The organism is Cupriavidus sp. a3, assembly GCF_051015765.1.
GTDB lineage: Bacteria > Pseudomonadota > Gammaproteobacteria > Burkholderiales > Burkholderiaceae > Cupriavidus > Cupriavidus oxalaticus_A.
Map to the genome: position 1 here is coordinate 1,091,622 of NZ_CP170644.1, position 14,567 is coordinate 1,106,188.

At 66.8% G+C, this 14,567-nt stretch carries 11 protein-coding genes; 5 read left to right on the forward strand and 6 right to left on the reverse strand.

Annotation, left to right across the window (positions count from 1 at the left end):
• The first annotated feature begins 218 nt into the window (after positions 1-218).
• Positions 219-929, forward strand: coding sequence for an SDR family NAD(P)-dependent oxidoreductase (locus tag ACAD63_RS26800; RefSeq protein ID WP_135702738.1), 711 nt, complete (start codon positions 219-221; stop codon positions 927-929).
• A 76-nt stretch (positions 930-1,005) separates the two neighbouring features.
• Here ACAD63_RS26800 and ACAD63_RS26805 read toward each other — a convergent pair whose 3' ends face one another.
• The 4 genes from ACAD63_RS26805 to ACAD63_RS26820 form a co-directional block, all read right to left on the reverse strand.
• Positions 1,006-2,244 carry a polysaccharide pyruvyl transferase family protein gene (locus ACAD63_RS26805; protein ID WP_434034628.1) on the reverse strand — a complete coding sequence of 413 codons (1,239 nt, stop codon included), beginning with the start codon at positions 2,242-2,244 and terminating at the stop codon, positions 1,006-1,008.
• A 4-nt stretch (positions 2,245-2,248) separates the two neighbouring features.
• Positions 2,249-5,656 carry an adenylate/guanylate cyclase domain-containing protein gene (locus tag ACAD63_RS26810; protein WP_434034629.1) on the reverse strand — a complete coding sequence of 1,136 codons (3,408 nt, stop codon included), beginning with the start codon at positions 5,654-5,656 and terminating at the stop codon, positions 2,249-2,251.
• A gap of 97 nt (positions 5,657-5,753) precedes the next feature.
• Positions 5,754-7,151 (reverse strand): hypothetical protein, encoded by a 1,398-nt coding sequence (locus ACAD63_RS26815; protein WP_135702735.1) that lies wholly within the window; start codon positions 7,149-7,151, stop codon positions 5,754-5,756.
• A 301-nt stretch (positions 7,152-7,452) separates the two neighbouring features.
• Positions 7,453-7,698, reverse strand: a complete 246-nt coding sequence (locus ACAD63_RS26820) for a hypothetical protein (RefSeq protein ID WP_205751615.1) — start codon at positions 7,696-7,698, stop codon at positions 7,453-7,455.
• Positions 7,699-8,093: 395 nt separating this feature from the next.
• Here ACAD63_RS26820 and ACAD63_RS26825 point away from each other — a divergent pair, with 395 nt between their 5' ends.
• Positions 8,094-8,576, forward strand: a complete 483-nt coding sequence (locus tag ACAD63_RS26825) for a VOC family protein (RefSeq protein ID WP_133094750.1) — start codon at positions 8,094-8,096, stop codon at positions 8,574-8,576.
• Positions 8,577-8,594: 18 nt separating this feature from the next.
• Here the strand turns inward: ACAD63_RS26825 and ACAD63_RS26830 are convergent, their stop codons facing one another.
• Positions 8,595-9,611, reverse strand: a complete 1,017-nt coding sequence (locus ACAD63_RS26830; protein WP_135702734.1) for an AraC family transcriptional regulator — start codon at positions 9,609-9,611, stop codon at positions 8,595-8,597.
• Positions 9,612-9,659: 48 nt separating this feature from the next.
• Positions 9,660-10,706: an AraC family transcriptional regulator gene (locus ACAD63_RS26835; RefSeq protein WP_434034630.1), complete on the reverse strand. Its 1,047-nt coding sequence runs from the start codon at positions 10,704-10,706 to the stop codon at positions 9,660-9,662.
• Between the two features lie 191 nt (positions 10,707-10,897).
• Between ACAD63_RS26835 and ACAD63_RS26840 the strand changes: the two genes are divergently transcribed.
• The 3 genes from ACAD63_RS26840 to ACAD63_RS26850 are packed head-to-tail and all read left to right on the forward strand — an operon-like array spanning position 10,898 to position 14,410.
• The gene (locus ACAD63_RS26840; protein WP_133094618.1) at positions 10,898-11,878 is read left to right on the forward strand and encodes a quinone oxidoreductase family protein; all 981 of its coding nucleotides are present in this window, start codon (positions 10,898-10,900) and stop codon (positions 11,876-11,878) included.
• 13 nt (positions 11,879-11,891) lie between these two features.
• Positions 11,892-12,740 (forward strand): TauD/TfdA dioxygenase family protein, encoded by an 849-nt coding sequence (locus ACAD63_RS26845; protein ID WP_135702733.1) that lies wholly within the window; start codon positions 11,892-11,894, stop codon positions 12,738-12,740.
• Between the two features lie 23 nt (positions 12,741-12,763).
• A complete protein-coding gene (locus ACAD63_RS26850) occupies positions 12,764-14,410 on the forward strand; it encodes a fatty acid--CoA ligase (RefSeq protein ID WP_133094751.1) in 1,647 nt (548 codons plus the stop codon).
• The last annotated feature ends 157 nt before the right edge of the window (positions 14,411-14,567 follow it).

Sequence of the window (14,567 nt, forward strand, 5' to 3'; positions counted from 1 at the left end):
TAGCGTGCGGAAAAGCGGCCGGGAGTCGACGTTTCGCCGCCTTGGCAACGGTGCTTCCTGCGCCATTTGTTCCGCGCGTGCATAACTGTTTGTTCCGCCGAGGTCTTCGAACCACGGGACGGTTCTCCTAGATTTGAGCCCATCGGAGCCGTCGGCCCGATCGGCCCGAAGGACCTGAAGGACCCGAAGGCCGAATCAACTGACATCGAGGTAAGAAAATGAGTGCAGCACAGAAGGTTGTCGTCATCACCGGCGCATCGCAGGGCATCGGCGCGGAACTGGTCAAGGCATTCCGCGAGCGCGGCCATCGCGTGGTCGCCACCGCGCGCAGCATCAAGCCGTCGGACGACGCGGACATCCTGGCCGTTCCCGGCGATATCGCCGACCCCGCAACGGCGCGCCGCGTCATCGCCGAAGCCGTGGCGAAGTTCGGCCGCATCGATACGCTGGTCAACAATGCCGGCATCTTCGTCGCCAAGCCGTTCACCAGCTATACCGACGAGGACTATGCCACTGTCACGGGTATCAACCTGACGGGCTTCTTCCATATCACGCAGCTGGCCATTGCCGAAATGGAGAAGCAGCGCAGCGGCCATGTGGTCAGCATCACCACCAGCCTGGTCGACCATGCCATCAGCGGCGTGCCGTCGGTGCTGGCCTCGCTGACCAAGGGCGGGCTGAGCGCGGCGACGAAATCGCTGGCGATCGAGTATGCGAAGACCGGCATCCGCGCCAACGCGGTGTCGCCCGGCATCATCAAGTCGCCGATGCACCCGAAGGAAACGCATGAGGCGCTGGGCGCGCTGCATCCGGTGGGGCATATGGGCGAGATGCGCGATATCGTCGACGCCGTGCTGTACCTTGACCGCGCGCCGTTCGTGACGGGCGAGATCCTGCATGTCGACGGCGGCCAGAGCGCCGGGCACTGAGTCTCCTGCCCGCAAGGGATCGACGGCGCGACGGGGCAGTTGCCCTGTCGCGCCGTTTTGCGTTGAGCCACCGGTGCTAGCCGTCCTGAACCAGCTTGAACGCGGCACGGCACGCGGCGGCCCATTCGCGGGCCAGCGCGCTGCGCTGTGCAAGCCCGATTGCCAACGCCTGGTCCATGCTCGCCGCAAGTTTCTCTACGGGTACGGCCGCCGGCGCGCCGGCCGCGCCCCAGGCCGAGGCGAACGCAACCTGCTTGCTGGCTTCGGGCGGTTGCCCGGGCCGCAGCAGGCCCAGCCTCGGCAAGCCAAAGGCGCCTGCGACAATGCCGCCGTGCAGGCTGCTGCCGATGAAGCCCTGGCTGTGCGCGACCAACGCGCAGATGTCCCACAGGTCGAGCGAGCCAAAGAGCGCGACGTGCGCGCTGCGCAGCCGTGCGGCAAGGCGTTGGTAGCAAGCCAGGTCGTCATGCCATGGCGCGGCGCCGGCGCGGAACAGCACCACGCCCAGGTGCCTGTCCCGGGCGACGCGCTCGAGTTGGGAGGCCAGCTGTGCAAGGGTTTCGTCGTCGCCAAAATCGGCGCTGCACTGCACCGCCAGGTATCCGCCCGGGAAACCCGACCCGATGCGGGCGCATTCGCCATGGCCGGCGCGCCGGCGGATGCGATCGCCGAACAGTTCAGCCACTAGCACCGCCGGATCCGGCTCCAGGCGGCAATCGATGCCGTTCGCGGCGAGCACGGCCCGGGTTTGCCGGTCCCTGACGCCGACACTGGTGGCGGCGCCGAGCTTGGCCACCACTTCGGCCCGCATGCCGGACTCGACCGATCCCAGGTCAATGCCACCGGCGGCGTGGACAATGACGCGCCTGACATTGGCAAACAAAGTGGCAGGCAACAGGTAGGGAGCAAGGTCCGGCACGCCCAGTTGCCGCCGCGCCCACGCCGTGCGCTCGCGCGGATGGCTATCGAGCCGCGCTACCACTGCGCCGGCCTCGTCAGGCGGCAGCAGCATCACGGCGGCTTCCCACGGCGAGCACGTCAGGATTTCGCCGCCCACGTGGATGACCTCGACGGCGGCGTCGCCCACGGTGGCGGACAGATGCGCCAGCGCGCGGACCCGGTGGCCGCCATGGCGCCTCAGGTCGCGCCCGGCAAGACCTCCGAAATAGAGTTTGTCACTGGTGCGGTGCTGGCCGATCATGCGCCGCACCACATGCGCGAGCAGCAGGTCGCCGAAGTTGTGGCGGTCGAAGGCGCCGAACAGGATCGTGAAGGTCGCGGCGCCTGCCTGTTGCCGCGGCCCGGACGCTGGCATGGCATCAACGGGCGGCCACGGCCTGCATGTCCGCGCTGTCGAAGCCTTCCGTCAGCCCGGCCCGGATGCCCGCCAGCAACTGGATGGCCGCTTGCTCCTTGCCTTGCTGCCGCCATAGCTGCGCCAGGTCCAGCGCGGCCCGCAATTCCAGCGACCTGGCATGCTGGTGGCGAGCCACTTCCATCGCCTTGTCGAAACACGCTTGCGCTTCGGCGTCGCCTTCAGGCCGCCCCTCGGCAGCCGACCGTTGCCGTACCAGCTCGCCGTTCAGGCGGTGCCATTCCGCGTCGCAATAGTGCTCCCCGGTCTGGTCCACCGCGTCCTTCGCCACGGCAAGCGCGTCCAGCCCCGCCTGCCATTGTCCCTGGCGTCCGTAGGCGTGTGCCAGCAGGCAGTGGAAGTGCGAATTCCCCAGGACCGCACCGGTCGCATGATAGGCGTCCAGCCCTTCATGCATCAGCGCGATGCCTGCCTGCTGCTGCCCCTGTTCCGTTAGCGCCCAACCGCGAAGGATGGTGGTCCACGCGCGCCACAGCGGGAAACCCTGCTCGGTCGACAGCGTGATGGCGGCATCGGCGTATTCCTGCGTGAGTTGGGGCTCGCGGCGGAACTGGTGCAGTTCCGCGGCCTGGCACAGGGCATGCGCCAAACTGAAGGGATGGGATATCTGCCGCGCCAGCGCAAGCCCGTCCTGCGCGCACTGGAGGGCCTGGTCCGGATAGCCAAGCGTCCAGAGCACGAGTGCTGACGCCGACAGGGCGCGCACTTCGGGATCCACGCCATGGACATTCAGGTGGGTGAGATGCGGTCCTGCGCCATAGAGCGCGAGGGCAGCGCGCAGATGGGTATGCGCGATGCCGAACCTGCCCAGGTAATACGCGCTCATCCCAAGCGCGACATGCGCTTCTCCCGACAGCTCCGGATCGTTGGTTCGCCCGGCCAGCCGCAGCAGTTGCTTGCCCAGCCGGTAAGCCTTCGCATGCTCCGCCCGCAGCGAGAAATAGGTACGCAGCCCGACCAGCGTCGGGAACAGCTGTAGCGTGTCGCCGCCCTGGCCGCACAGGGCCAGCGCGCGGCTGTAGGTGGCCTCGACCTCGGCGGCGGCAAAGCCCCGGGCGGCGATCAGTGCCGGCCCGATGGCCAGCCGCAGCGCGAGCTCCTGGTGTGCGCGTTCGGGGGTGTCCGGCTGGCGGCCGAGCAATTCCAGGGCGGCATTCAGGTGGCTGATCGCCTCGTGGTAGGCCGAGCGCTGGATGGCCTGCTGTCCCGTGTACTGCAGGTATTCCACCGCCTTCGGGTCGTTGCCGCTGAGGCTGTAATGCCGCGCCAGTTCGCCGTAGTGGTCCTTCAGCTGGTTCTGGAACAGGGCCTCGATCGCCTGGGCGGTGCGCTGGTGCAGCGCGGTGCGCTGCTCCGTCAGCAGGCTGTTGCCGGCCACTTCCTGGGTCAGCGCATGCTTGAAGGTGTATTCGGTGTCGGGAAAGGCCGGCCGCTCGTAGATAAATTCCCCCGCCTGCAGCTGGGCGAGCAGCGGGCGCAACTGCTCATCGGGTTGCGCGACCACCCGCTGGATCAGGCTGAGCGTAAACTCTTTCCCGATCACGGCGAGGGTTTGCAGCAAGTCCTTCTCGGCACGGGACAGCCGGTCGATGCGGGCGGCAAGCACGCCCTGTACCGTGGTCGGGATATGGAGCGCCGTGGGCGTCTTCTCGATGCGGTAGTGGCCGGGCTCGCCAAGCAGCGCCTTTTCCTCGCACAAGGTTTGCACCACTTCTTCCATGAAGAAGGGATTGCCTTCGGTCTTTGCCAGGATCAGGCGCTTGAGGTCCGCCAGCGCCGGATCGTCGCCGAGGAGCGCGGTGAGCAGTTGCCCGGCTTCCGCCAGGCCCAGCGGGTCTAGCCGCAGCGGCGTGTAGCAGTCAAGATGGCTCCAGCCATGCTGGTACTCGGGCCGGTAGTTCAGCAGCAGCAGGATCCTGGCGTTGGCAAGGCGGTCGACGAGTACATCCAGGAAGGCTTCGGTCTCGCTGTCCAGCCATTGCAGGTCCTCGAACAGCAGCACCAGCGGCTGGTTGCGGCTCTCGCGCGCCAGCAGGGTGGTGATCGCCTCGAAGGTGCGCTGGCGCCGGATCAGCGGATCCATGTTCGGCAACGCCGAGCCCGGCTCGCTGATGCCCAGCAGGTGCAACAGGTATGGCAGCACGTCTTCCAGTCCCCGGTCGAGCATCACCACGCGGCCCGCCACCTTTTCGCGGGCCTTCCGTTCGTCGTCGTGAGCCTCGATCTGGAAATAGTTCTTCACCAGCTCGATCAGCGGGAGGTAGGCAAAGGCCTTGCCGTGGGACACCGAGAACGTCTCCAGCTTCAGGCAGCTGCCCGGCGAACGCGCCTTGAATTCATGGAACAGCCGCGATTTGCCGACTCCGGCCTCGCCGACCACCGCAACGATCTGCCCCTGACCCGCCGCGGATCGCTGCAGTGCCTGGTGCAACGTCTCCAGCTCCAGGCCGCGCCCGACGAAGCACGCCAGGCCCCGATGCGCCGACACCTGCAAGCGTGTACGCAGCGGCCCGATGCCGGTCAGCTCGTAGACGGCCAGCGGCATGGGAATGCCCTTGACCTGCGCAACGCCCAGCGGCTTGAAGGCGAAATACCCTTCGGCAAGCCGCTGCGTGGATTCGCTGACGAAGATCGACGAGAGCGCCGCCATGGTTTCCATCCGCGACGCGATGTGGATGGTGTGGCCGACCGGATCGTAGTCCGTGTGCAGATCGTCCTTGCGGATCGAGCGCACCACCACTTCGCCGGTGTGGATGCCGACCCGGATCTGCAGCGAGATGCCTTGCTCCAGCCTGAGCCTGTCGCTGTGGCGCTGCATTGCCTTCTGCATGCGCAGCGCGGCGTAGAGCGCACGCTGGGGGTGGTCCTCGTGCGCGATCGGTGCGCCGAACAGCGCCAGGATGCCGTCGCCCAATGACTTGGCAACGTAGCCCTCGTAGTAGTGCACCGCCTCCATCATCAGGTCGATCACCGGCGTGATCAGCCGGTGGGCGTCCTCTGGATCCAGGTCGTGGATCAGCGCGGTCGAGCCGGCCATGTCCGCAAACAGCACGGTGATGGTCTTGCGCTCGCCGGCGGGCTCGCCGCGGGCTTCCAGCGCCGCCTGCTCGCTGCGGATGCGCTCGGCGAGGTGGGGTGGCGTATAGGACACCGGGGACACCGGCGAGACCGGCGCGGTGGACGCGGCGGGTGCCGGTTCCCCACAAGGCTCGCCGCATGCACTGCAGAAGCGCGCCGCCGGCGCCAGGGCTTGGCCGCAACTGCGGCACTGGCGGACGAGGGCGCTGCCGCACTGCTGGCAAAAGTTGGCACCCGCGGTGTTATCGCATCCGCACTTTGTGCACTGCGCCATGGGGCCTCCTTGGGGACGCGTCCTTCATAGGATTAGTGCCCAAAGCCGTCCATCGCAAGAGGCGTTGCCAGGGATCGTGGTTCAGCAGGAAAACGCGTTACGAGATGTCTTCCATGTTGTCCTGCTGCGAGCGGATATCCTCCGGACTGAACACGATATACCCGAGCGCCTTCAACAGCTGCACCGCTTCCAGCTCGGCGTCGAGATAGACCGGCCGGTCCGGTCGCCGCAGGCGCGGCGCGGGCTGCCAGCGTGGCAGCCCGCTGGCATGGGGGCCAGCCGCGCCCGGGCCATCCGGTTGCCGCGCGGTCAGGATGCGGCAATGCTCCACGCTGAGCCGCCAGGCCACGTCGACGGCGACATTGAAACGCGCCACGCACAGCCGCAAGCGCTTGAGAGCCTGCAGCCAGCTGATGAAAGTGTCGCGCTTGGATGGCTCGTAGCCCTTGAGCAGCGTAGTGAGCTGATCATGGGCCGCAGGATTGGCCGCTGCCGGGTCGTCGTCGAGCAACGCAAGCTCCAGCGCGACCTGCTGGCACTTGTCCTGATCGTAGATCGTGCACTCGCAGTCGAGTACGCCTTCCTGCAGCAGCTCGCACAGCAGCGCCCACACCCGGGGGTTCTTGTCGAGCCGGCCTTCGAGCGTGGGATCGATCTGGCAGAGGATGTCCGGCAGGGGGCGTTCGGCATCCGCCTGCACGGCATGCGCGAACGCCATCGCGTTGTCCGAGGGCGTATCGCCGCGTGCCAGCCGCTGCAAGGCTGCCTCCTTCAGTTCGTGGATCTCCGCGATGGTGTCGACGGCATGCTTCCAGGCAAACGCTTCCAGCCCGCCCGCCAGCTTGCGAGCGGGCCTGGCAAGCTGGCCTGCCAGCGTCTGGATGAAGCCGGTGCAGATGCTGCACTGACACTCCAGCCGGCCGGCGTGCAGGAAGCCGGCATACAGGCGCTCCCGATGCCCGCAATGCGGGCATTCCACCGAGAACCCGCCCTGCCGTGCCACGCGTTGCGACGCGAGCAGTCCGTCGACCTGGTAGTGCGCCTGGCCATCGCAGCAAGGGCAGATCCATTCCAGCTTGTGCGCACCGTCGCGCGGCGCGACCGCGCGGTCGAACTGGCGCTCGATCGCACTGCGCGGAATCCCTTGCGAGCGCCCGAGTACGTCGGCGGAATAGCGCCAGTAGCAGTACGAGTGCGCGGCAGCGGCCGCTTCGGGGCCGAGGCGCTGCAGGGCGGAGATGAGATGCGTGCTGCGCCGGATCTCGTCGGCCTTCGCGTCAACCAGCGCGGCCCCGCCGGGCATCACCGCCTCGAGGGCGGCGCGGCTCTGTGCGAGGAAGTCCGGCACGTGGACGCTGCGGATGAAGTCCTCGTTCTCGAGCCAGAACATATGTCCGGGCAGCGATTCCAGTGCATCGACGCCGGACCTGACTTCCGGCATGCCGGGACAGGCGAGAAACGTGAAGGGTTTGCTGAACAGGAATGCATCGGCCATGTTTTGTCAACGGAGAATCCCGCTCACGGCCGGTACTGCACCGCGTGCGATGGTTTCACCCCATGATTCCAGTCAGGCCGAGCGCGCGGACGGCGCATGCTTCTCGCATCAGCCCGTATTTGGGGAGATTCCCCTTGTCCTTGTTATTGTTAATTCTTGTCCGGCTATGTCTTGTACCGCACAGATTCGCCGTGCCGGTTAGGACAGGATAGGCGACGGTCATGGATCCCCGCAATGATCAATAAGCGACGCTTTCACAATGAGAAATGTGCCGCGCAACCATGCCCCGAAAGGGGCAGGATCAGGAACCGGGCCTGCGGACCGAACGCGCTGGCCACACACCGCCGTCGACCAGCCCGGCGGTAATCTCCAGCAACTGCGTCCACACCGTGCTTGCGGCGAGCGTGACCGGCATCGTCGCCGACCGGCAGATCCACACCTGGCGGCTCATGGCGGGCTGCACGCCTTTGATACGTTCTGCCAGGTGGCCGCGACCGACGACGCGAAGGAGGGAATTGCGGCCTTCGTGGAAAAGCGTCGGCCGCATTGGGGGGATAGCCGGGCGCTACGGTGGCCGATCGGATTGTCCACCGTCATGTTGGTCTTAGCGAAGTCGTGGCGGGATGATGGGCACGCCTGTCACTATCCCGGTGCTCCTCAGACGAGAGGCGTACTGACCAAAGGGGCGGCGAAGCTCTCATGGCACTACATGTACCTCGACCACCAAGTGCGTCTGGATGGCGCCACCGTCGCGCCCCTCGGGGGCGGGGCGGATCAAATTGCTGCGATGGGCGGGCACGCTAGCGCCGGCTTATGGCGTCCACGGCATATTGGGGATGCGGCCAGATAAGTCTAATATCGACGTCTGGGCGGCCTGGCCGGCGCCCTTGAGTGTTCGACGACCACGGATGCCCCGTGCTCACCTTTCCAAGGAGACACAACATGCCGAGCAAGAATACGATCTGTTTGTGGTACGACCGCGACGCGCTGGATGCCGCGAACTTCTATGCCGAGACCTTCCCCGACAGCGCTGTCAAGGCCGTCCACCGCGCCCCCGGCGACTATCCCGATGGCAAGCAAGGCGATGTCCTGACGGTAGAGTTCACCGTTGCCGGCATTCCCTGCCTTGGCCTCAACGGCGGCCCGCATTTCAAGCACAGCGAGGCGTTTTCCTTCCAGATCGCGACGGACGACCAGGCCGAAACCGACCGCCTGTGGAATGCCATCGTCGGCAACGGCGGGCAGGAAAGCGAATGCGGCTGGTGCAAGGACCGGTGGGGATTGTCGTGGCAGATCACGCCGCGCGCGCTGACCGCGGCGGTATTCGATTCCGATCCCGCGGCGGCCAAGCGCGCCTTCGAAGCGATGATGACGATGCGGAAAATCGATATCGCAAAAATCGAGGCGGCCCGGCGCGGAACCTGATCCCGGCGCGCCTCGAGCCTACGCGTGCTGCGCTTGCTGCGCCTGCTGCGACCGCCACTTCGACACGCTGCAGCCGAACTCGCCGCTGAACCAGCGCGAAAACGTGCTCAGTGAAGTAAATCCCAGCAGCGTGGCCACCTCCGACAGCGGCCTGTCGGGGTTCTCGATATAGCCGACCACCAGCCCCGCACGCACCTGGTTCAGGATCTCGGAATAGCTGGTCTGATCGCGCGCCAGGCGGCGGTGGATGGTGCGCCGGTCCACCCCCAGGTGCTGCGCCACCCGGTCGACCGAGCACATGCCGGTGGGCAGCAGGACGTAAACCAGCTTGCGCACCTTGTCCGGCGCGGTGGCGTTGGCCTGGGCCAGCAGGCTGCCGAGGTAGCGCTTGACCTGGCCTGCCATCGCGGGGTCGTAGGACGGCAGCGGGGCCTCCAGGTCGGCGGCGGCGCAGACGATGCCGTCGAAGTCCTGGTTGAACAGCGGGTCGATGCCGAACACGCGCATGCAGGTCGCCACGCTGGCGGGTGCGGGGTGCGTGAAGCAGATGCTGCGCGGGCGCCACGAAGTCCCCAGGAACAGGCTCAGCATGCGGAACATCACGCCCACGGCCAGGTCGGTGGCCTGGCGCAGCACGCCGGATTCCTCGCTCAGGACCTGGAGCCGGATGATGACCAGTCCTTCGGATTCCTCCAGGCGCATCGCCAGCGATTCGTTCTGCAGGCCCATGTATCGCACCATGGACTCCAGCGCGCGGCGCAGCGTGGGCTGCTCGCGCACCACGAAGGCCAGCGGCCCCAGGTTGGAGAACTGGCGCAGCTCCGCCATGCGCAGGCCGAAGTCGTCCACCTGCGCGGCGCGTGCCGACGCGTCAAGCAGCCGTCCCACCAGCGCGGCAGGGATGCGGATATCGGGATCGAGCAGCACGTCGCGGCTGATCTTGGCCGCACGCATCTGCTGGTGCGGATCGAGGCCGACGGCACGTGCCACTTCAACGTAGTTGGTCAGGCTGGCGCTGCGCAGGTAGTAAGACATCGCGTTATCCGATTGTCGCGAAATGCACGCCGATGGTGTGCGAAGGGCTCATCGTTGCGTGGCCTCGGCACCGGCAGCGCTTGCGTTGCCGCTGGTGTTGCCGTTTGCGTGCCGCCGGCGCCATGCCAGCGGCGGCTCGCCGAACTGGAGCGAGAACCAGCGCGTGAACGTGCTGGCCGAGCTGTATCCCAGCAGCTCCGCCACGCGCAGCATGGCGTATTGCGGGTTCTCCACATAGCGCAGCGCCAGTTCGCGCCGCACTTCATTGAGGATATCGGTGAAGGTTTCGCCGGCTTCGTCGAGCTGGCGCTGCATGGTGCGCAGGCTCAGTCCCAGTCCCTGCGCCACGGCTTCGCAGGTGGCGCGGCCCATCGGCAGCATCAGGTAGACGGCATTGCGCACATCGCGGCCGATGCTGGGCGAGTTGATGCGCGGCAGCGTGTCGACAAAGCGCTCGGCATAGCGCGCCATCGCCGGATCGCCGGTCGGGTTGGGCGCGTCGAGGTCGGCTGCCCGGCACACGATGCCGTTGAATTCGCTGTCGAACTCGAGCGGGCAGCCAAACAGGCGCCGGTGCACGCGCAGGTCGGCGGGCGCCGGGTGCGTAAAGTTGATGCTGAGCGGGCGCCAGTGCGAGCCGAGCAAGGCCCGGCACAGGCGGAACACCACCCCCAGCGCCAGCTCGGTGCCCTGGCGCGAAGGCTGGTCGAGCACGATTTCCTGGCGGATGATGACCGCGCCGCCGGCCTCTTCCAGCAGGATCGACACCGATTCGTTGACCAGGTGCCGGTAGCGGATGATCGTGGCGAGCGCGGCGCGCAGCGTTGGCTGCTGGCTGATCAGCAGGCTCATCACGCCAAAGTCCGATAGCTGCCGGGATTCCGCCATGCGCAGGCCGAAGGTGGGGCAGTCCGCCGCCCTGGCCGCGGCTTCCAGCAGCGCGGCGCAGGCGCCTACCGGGATGCGCTGGTCCGGATCGGCCAGCAGCGCCCGGCTAAGCCTGGCGGTGCGCAGCAAAGGCTGAGTATTGAGGCCGAGCGCGCCGGCCACTTCAAAGAAATTGGTCAGTGCTGCTGCACGTACCAGGGTGTCCAAGGTTGTCTCCCGCTTATGGCGGCTGGCCTTGGGAAGGCCGCCGCATTGTCTTTGCAGCGGCATGATAGGCGGGCTTGGCATGAAATGCAAAGCCGCTGGAGCCTATTGCAAAGCTGCCGCGGCCGCGGCGACCTACATTGGCAGCATGCGCGGCACACATCGGTGCCGCAACGTTCCAAGGAGACAACTGCATGGCAAAGATCGTCCGCATGTATGAGACTGGCGGCCCCGAAGTGTTGCGTTACGAAGACGCGGCGGTGGGAGAGCCCGGCGCGGGACAGGTGCGCATCCGCCACGTGGCGGTGGGCCTGAACTACGCAGACACCTATTTCCGCAACGGCACCTACCCGGTGCCGCTGCCGTCCGGCATGGGCGTGGAAGCCTCGGGCGTGGTGCAGGCCATCGGCCCGGGCGTGACCAACGTCGCCGTGGGCGATCGCGTCACGTATACCGGCTTTATCAACACGCTGGGCGCCTACAGCACCGAGCGCCTGGTGCCGGCGGCGCCGCTGATCCGCCTGCCCGACACCATCGGCTTCGAGACCGCGGCGGCGATGACCATGCGCGGCCTGACTTCGGCGTACCTGATGCGCCGCATCCATGCGTTCCAGCCGGGCGAAACCATCCTGCTGCACGCGGCAGCCGGCGGCGTGGGCCTGATCGTTTCGCAGTGGGCCAAGCTGCTGGGACTGACCGTGATCGGCACGGTGTCGAGCGAGGCCAAGGCCGAAGTGGCGCGTGCCCATGGCTGCGACCACATCATCAACTACAGCCATGAAGACGTGGCCAAGCGCGTGCGCGAACTGACCGACGGCGTCGGCGTGTCGGTGGTGTTCGACAGCGTCGGCAAGAGCACCTTCACGTCTTCGCTGGATTCGCTGCGCCGCCGCGGCACCATGGTCTGCGTCGGCACGGCCTCCGGCCCGATCCCGCCGTTCGACCCGGTGCTGCTGGCGATGAAGGGCTCGCTGTTCCTGACCCGTCCGGCGCTGGCCGACTACATCTTCGATCCGGCCGAGAAGGCGCAACTGGCCGGGGAACTGTTCGATCATGTCGGCTCCGGCCGCATCCGGATCGAGATCAACCAGCGCTACGCGCTCGAAGACGCGGTGCAGGCGCATATCGACCTGGAGTCGCGCAAGACCACCGGTTCGTCGATCTTTGTCATCTGAGGAGCCAAAAGCCATGCGAGTCCAACAACTCACCTGCGCGCTGGGCGCCGAACTGAGCGGCGTCAACCTGGCCGATGCCGTGCGCGACGACGGCCTGTTCGCCGAGATCCGCGCGTTGCTGCTGCAGCACCGCGTGCTGTTCCTGCGCGACCAGAAGTTCAGCCGGGCCGAGCATGTCGCCTTCGCCAGCCGCTTCGGCGAACTGGAAGACCATCCGGTGGCCGGCAGCGACCCGGAACACCCCGGCCTGGTGCGCATCTACAAGACGCCCGACCAGCCCAACGACCGCTACGAGAACGCCTGGCACTCCGACACCACGTGGCGCGAGGCGCCGCAGTTCGGCGCGGTGCTGCGCTGCGTGGAATGCCCGCCGGTTGGCGGCGACACCATGTGGGCGAACATGGCGCTGGCTTACGAACGGCTGCCCGAGCACATCAAGACGCAGATCGCCGACCTGCGCGCGCGCCATAGCATCGAAGCGAGCTTCGGCGCCGCCATGCCGGTCGAGAAGCGCCTGGCGCTGAAGGCGCAGTATCCCGATGCCGAGCATCCGGTGGTGCGCACGCACCCGGACACCGGCGAGAAGGTGCTTTACGTCAACGCCTTCACCACGCACTTCACCAACTACCACACCGCCGCGCGCGTGCGCTTCGGGCAGGACGCCAACCCGGGCGCCGCCGACCTGCTGCGCTACCTGGTAAGCCAGGCGTACATCCCCGAGTACCAGGTGCGCTGGCGCTGGGCGCCCGACAGCGTGGCGATCTGGGACAACACCGCGACGCAGCACTATGCTGTGATGGATTATCCGCCGTGCCACCGCAAGATGGAGCGGGCCGGCATCATCGGCACCAGGCCGTACTGAACCCTGGATTCGAGCGAATGAACATGCAAGACAACCTGATCACGCCGGCCAAGTCGGCCTACGCCTATCCGCTGCTGGTCAAGCAGCTGCTGACCAATGCCCTGAGCCTCTATGGCGACCAGGAGATCAGCTACCGCGGCGAAATGCGCTACACCTTCCGCGATTTCCGCCGCCGCATCGGCAAGCTGGCGTCTGCGCTGGCTGCGCTGGACATCCGCCACGGCAGCACCGTGGCCGTGATGGACTGGGACAGCCACCGCTACCTGGAATGCTATTTCGGCGTACCGATGATGGGCGCCACGCTGTTCACCGTCAATGTGCGGCTGTCGCCCCAGCAGATCCTCTACACGCTCAACGATGCAGGCGCCGCGATCGTGCTGGTGCACCCGGATTTCCTGCCGGTGATCGAGCAGATCCGCCCGCAGCTCACCGGCAACCCGCGCTTCGTGCTGCTGGCCGATGGCCAGGACGTGCCGAAGTCCAGCGTGCCGTTCGCCGGCGAGTACGAGGCGCTGCTGGAGCATGCGCCCGCGGACTTCGAGTTCGCGGATTTCGACGAGAACACCAAGGCCGCCACCTTCTATACCACCGGCACCACCGGCGATCCGAAGGGTGTCTGCTACAGCCACCGCGAGATCGTGCTGCACACGCTGGCGTCGGCGACGAGCCTGTGCTCGCCGCGCGAAGGACAGCGCATGCATCGTGAAGATGTCTACATGCCGATCACGCCGATGTTCCACGTGCTGGCATGGGGCATCCCGTATGTCGCCGTGATGCTCGGGCTGCGCACGGTGCTGCCGGGCCGCTACCTGCCCGACCAGCTGCTGAAATTGCGCGAGACCGAGAAGGTCACTTTCTCGCACTGCGTGCCAACCATCCTGCAGATGCTGCTGCAGGCCTCCGCCGACGGCAAGCCGGACCTGTCGGGCTGGAAGATCATCATCGGTGGCTCGGCGTTGCCGCCCGCGCTGTGCGAGGCGGCCCTGGATCGCGGCATCGACATCTTCGCCGGCTACGGCATGTCGGAGACCGGCCCGATCGTGTCGCTGGCGCAGCTGCCGCCCGGGTGCGTGCCGAAGGACCGTGCCGAAGAAGTGCGCATGCGCTGCTCCACCGGCCGCCCGGTGACGCTGGTGGACTACCGCATCGTCAGCGAAGACATGCAGGACCTGCCGCACGACGGCAAGAGCCGCGGCGAGATCGTGCTGCGTGCGCCGTTCCTGACCAAGGCGTACTTCGGCAAGCCGGCGGCATCGGAAGACCTGTGGGCCGGCGGCTACCTGCACACGCAGGACGTCGCGGTGATGGGGCAGGACGGCTTCGTGCAGATCGTCGACCGCATCAAGGACGTGATCAAGACCGGCGGCGAGTGGGTGTCGTCGATCGAGGTGGAGAATCTGATCACCGAAGTGCCAGGCGTGCTGGAATGCGCGGTGATCGGTGTCCCCGACGCCAGGTGGGGCGAGCGGCCGATGGCGTTCGTGGTACGCAAGCCGGGCGTGGAGGTGAATGCGGAACAGGTCCGCGCGCACCTGCTGGGCCACGTCGAATCGCAGCGCATCAGCAAGTACGCGGTGCCTGAAGCCGACCGCATCACGTTCGTCGAGGCGATCCCGAAGACCAGCGTGGGCAAGATCAACAAGAAGCAGCTGCGGGAAGACGTAGCCTGAAAGGGAAGGTAAGGAGCTTGGCGCCAGTCCTCGGGCGGGGACTGGCGCTTTTTTTTTGTTGAGCTTGCGAAAGGGCGACGCGCTTTCGCCGGCAAGTAGAAACGCCTCCCGAGAAAGGCGTGCGGGGGCTGACGAAGCCTGGTGCCGGCAGCGATGC

Bases quoted from the DNA above. Each gene is read 5' to 3' on its own strand.
- ACAD63_RS26810 (WP_434034629.1), bottom strand. From the start codon at position 5,656: ATGGCGCAGTGCACAAAGTGCGGATGCGATAACACCGCGGGTGCCAAC.
- ACAD63_RS26800 (WP_135702738.1), top strand. From the start codon at position 219: ATGAGTGCAGCACAGAAGGTTGTCGTCATCACCGGCGCATCGCAGGGC.
- ACAD63_RS26830 (WP_135702734.1), bottom strand. From the start codon at position 9,611: ATGTCTTACTACCTGCGCAGCGCCAGCCTGACCAACTACGTTGAAGTG.
- ACAD63_RS26805 (WP_434034628.1), bottom strand. From the start codon at position 2,244: ATGCCAGCGTCCGGGCCGCGGCAACAGGCAGGCGCCGCGACCTTCACG.
- ACAD63_RS26825 (WP_133094750.1), top strand. From the start codon at position 8,094: ATGCCGAGCAAGAATACGATCTGTTTGTGGTACGACCGCGACGCGCTG.
- ACAD63_RS26850 (WP_133094751.1), top strand. From the start codon at position 12,764: ATGCAAGACAACCTGATCACGCCGGCCAAGTCGGCCTACGCCTATCCG.
- ACAD63_RS26820 (WP_205751615.1), bottom strand. From the start codon at position 7,698: ATGCGGCCGACGCTTTTCCACGAAGGCCGCAATTCCCTCCTTCGCGTC.
- ACAD63_RS26840 (WP_133094618.1), top strand. From the start codon at position 10,898: ATGGCAAAGATCGTCCGCATGTATGAGACTGGCGGCCCCGAAGTGTTG.
- ACAD63_RS26815 (WP_135702735.1), bottom strand. From the start codon at position 7,151: ATGGCCGATGCATTCCTGTTCAGCAAACCCTTCACGTTTCTCGCCTGT.
- ACAD63_RS26845 (WP_135702733.1), top strand. From the start codon at position 11,892: ATGCGAGTCCAACAACTCACCTGCGCGCTGGGCGCCGAACTGAGCGGC.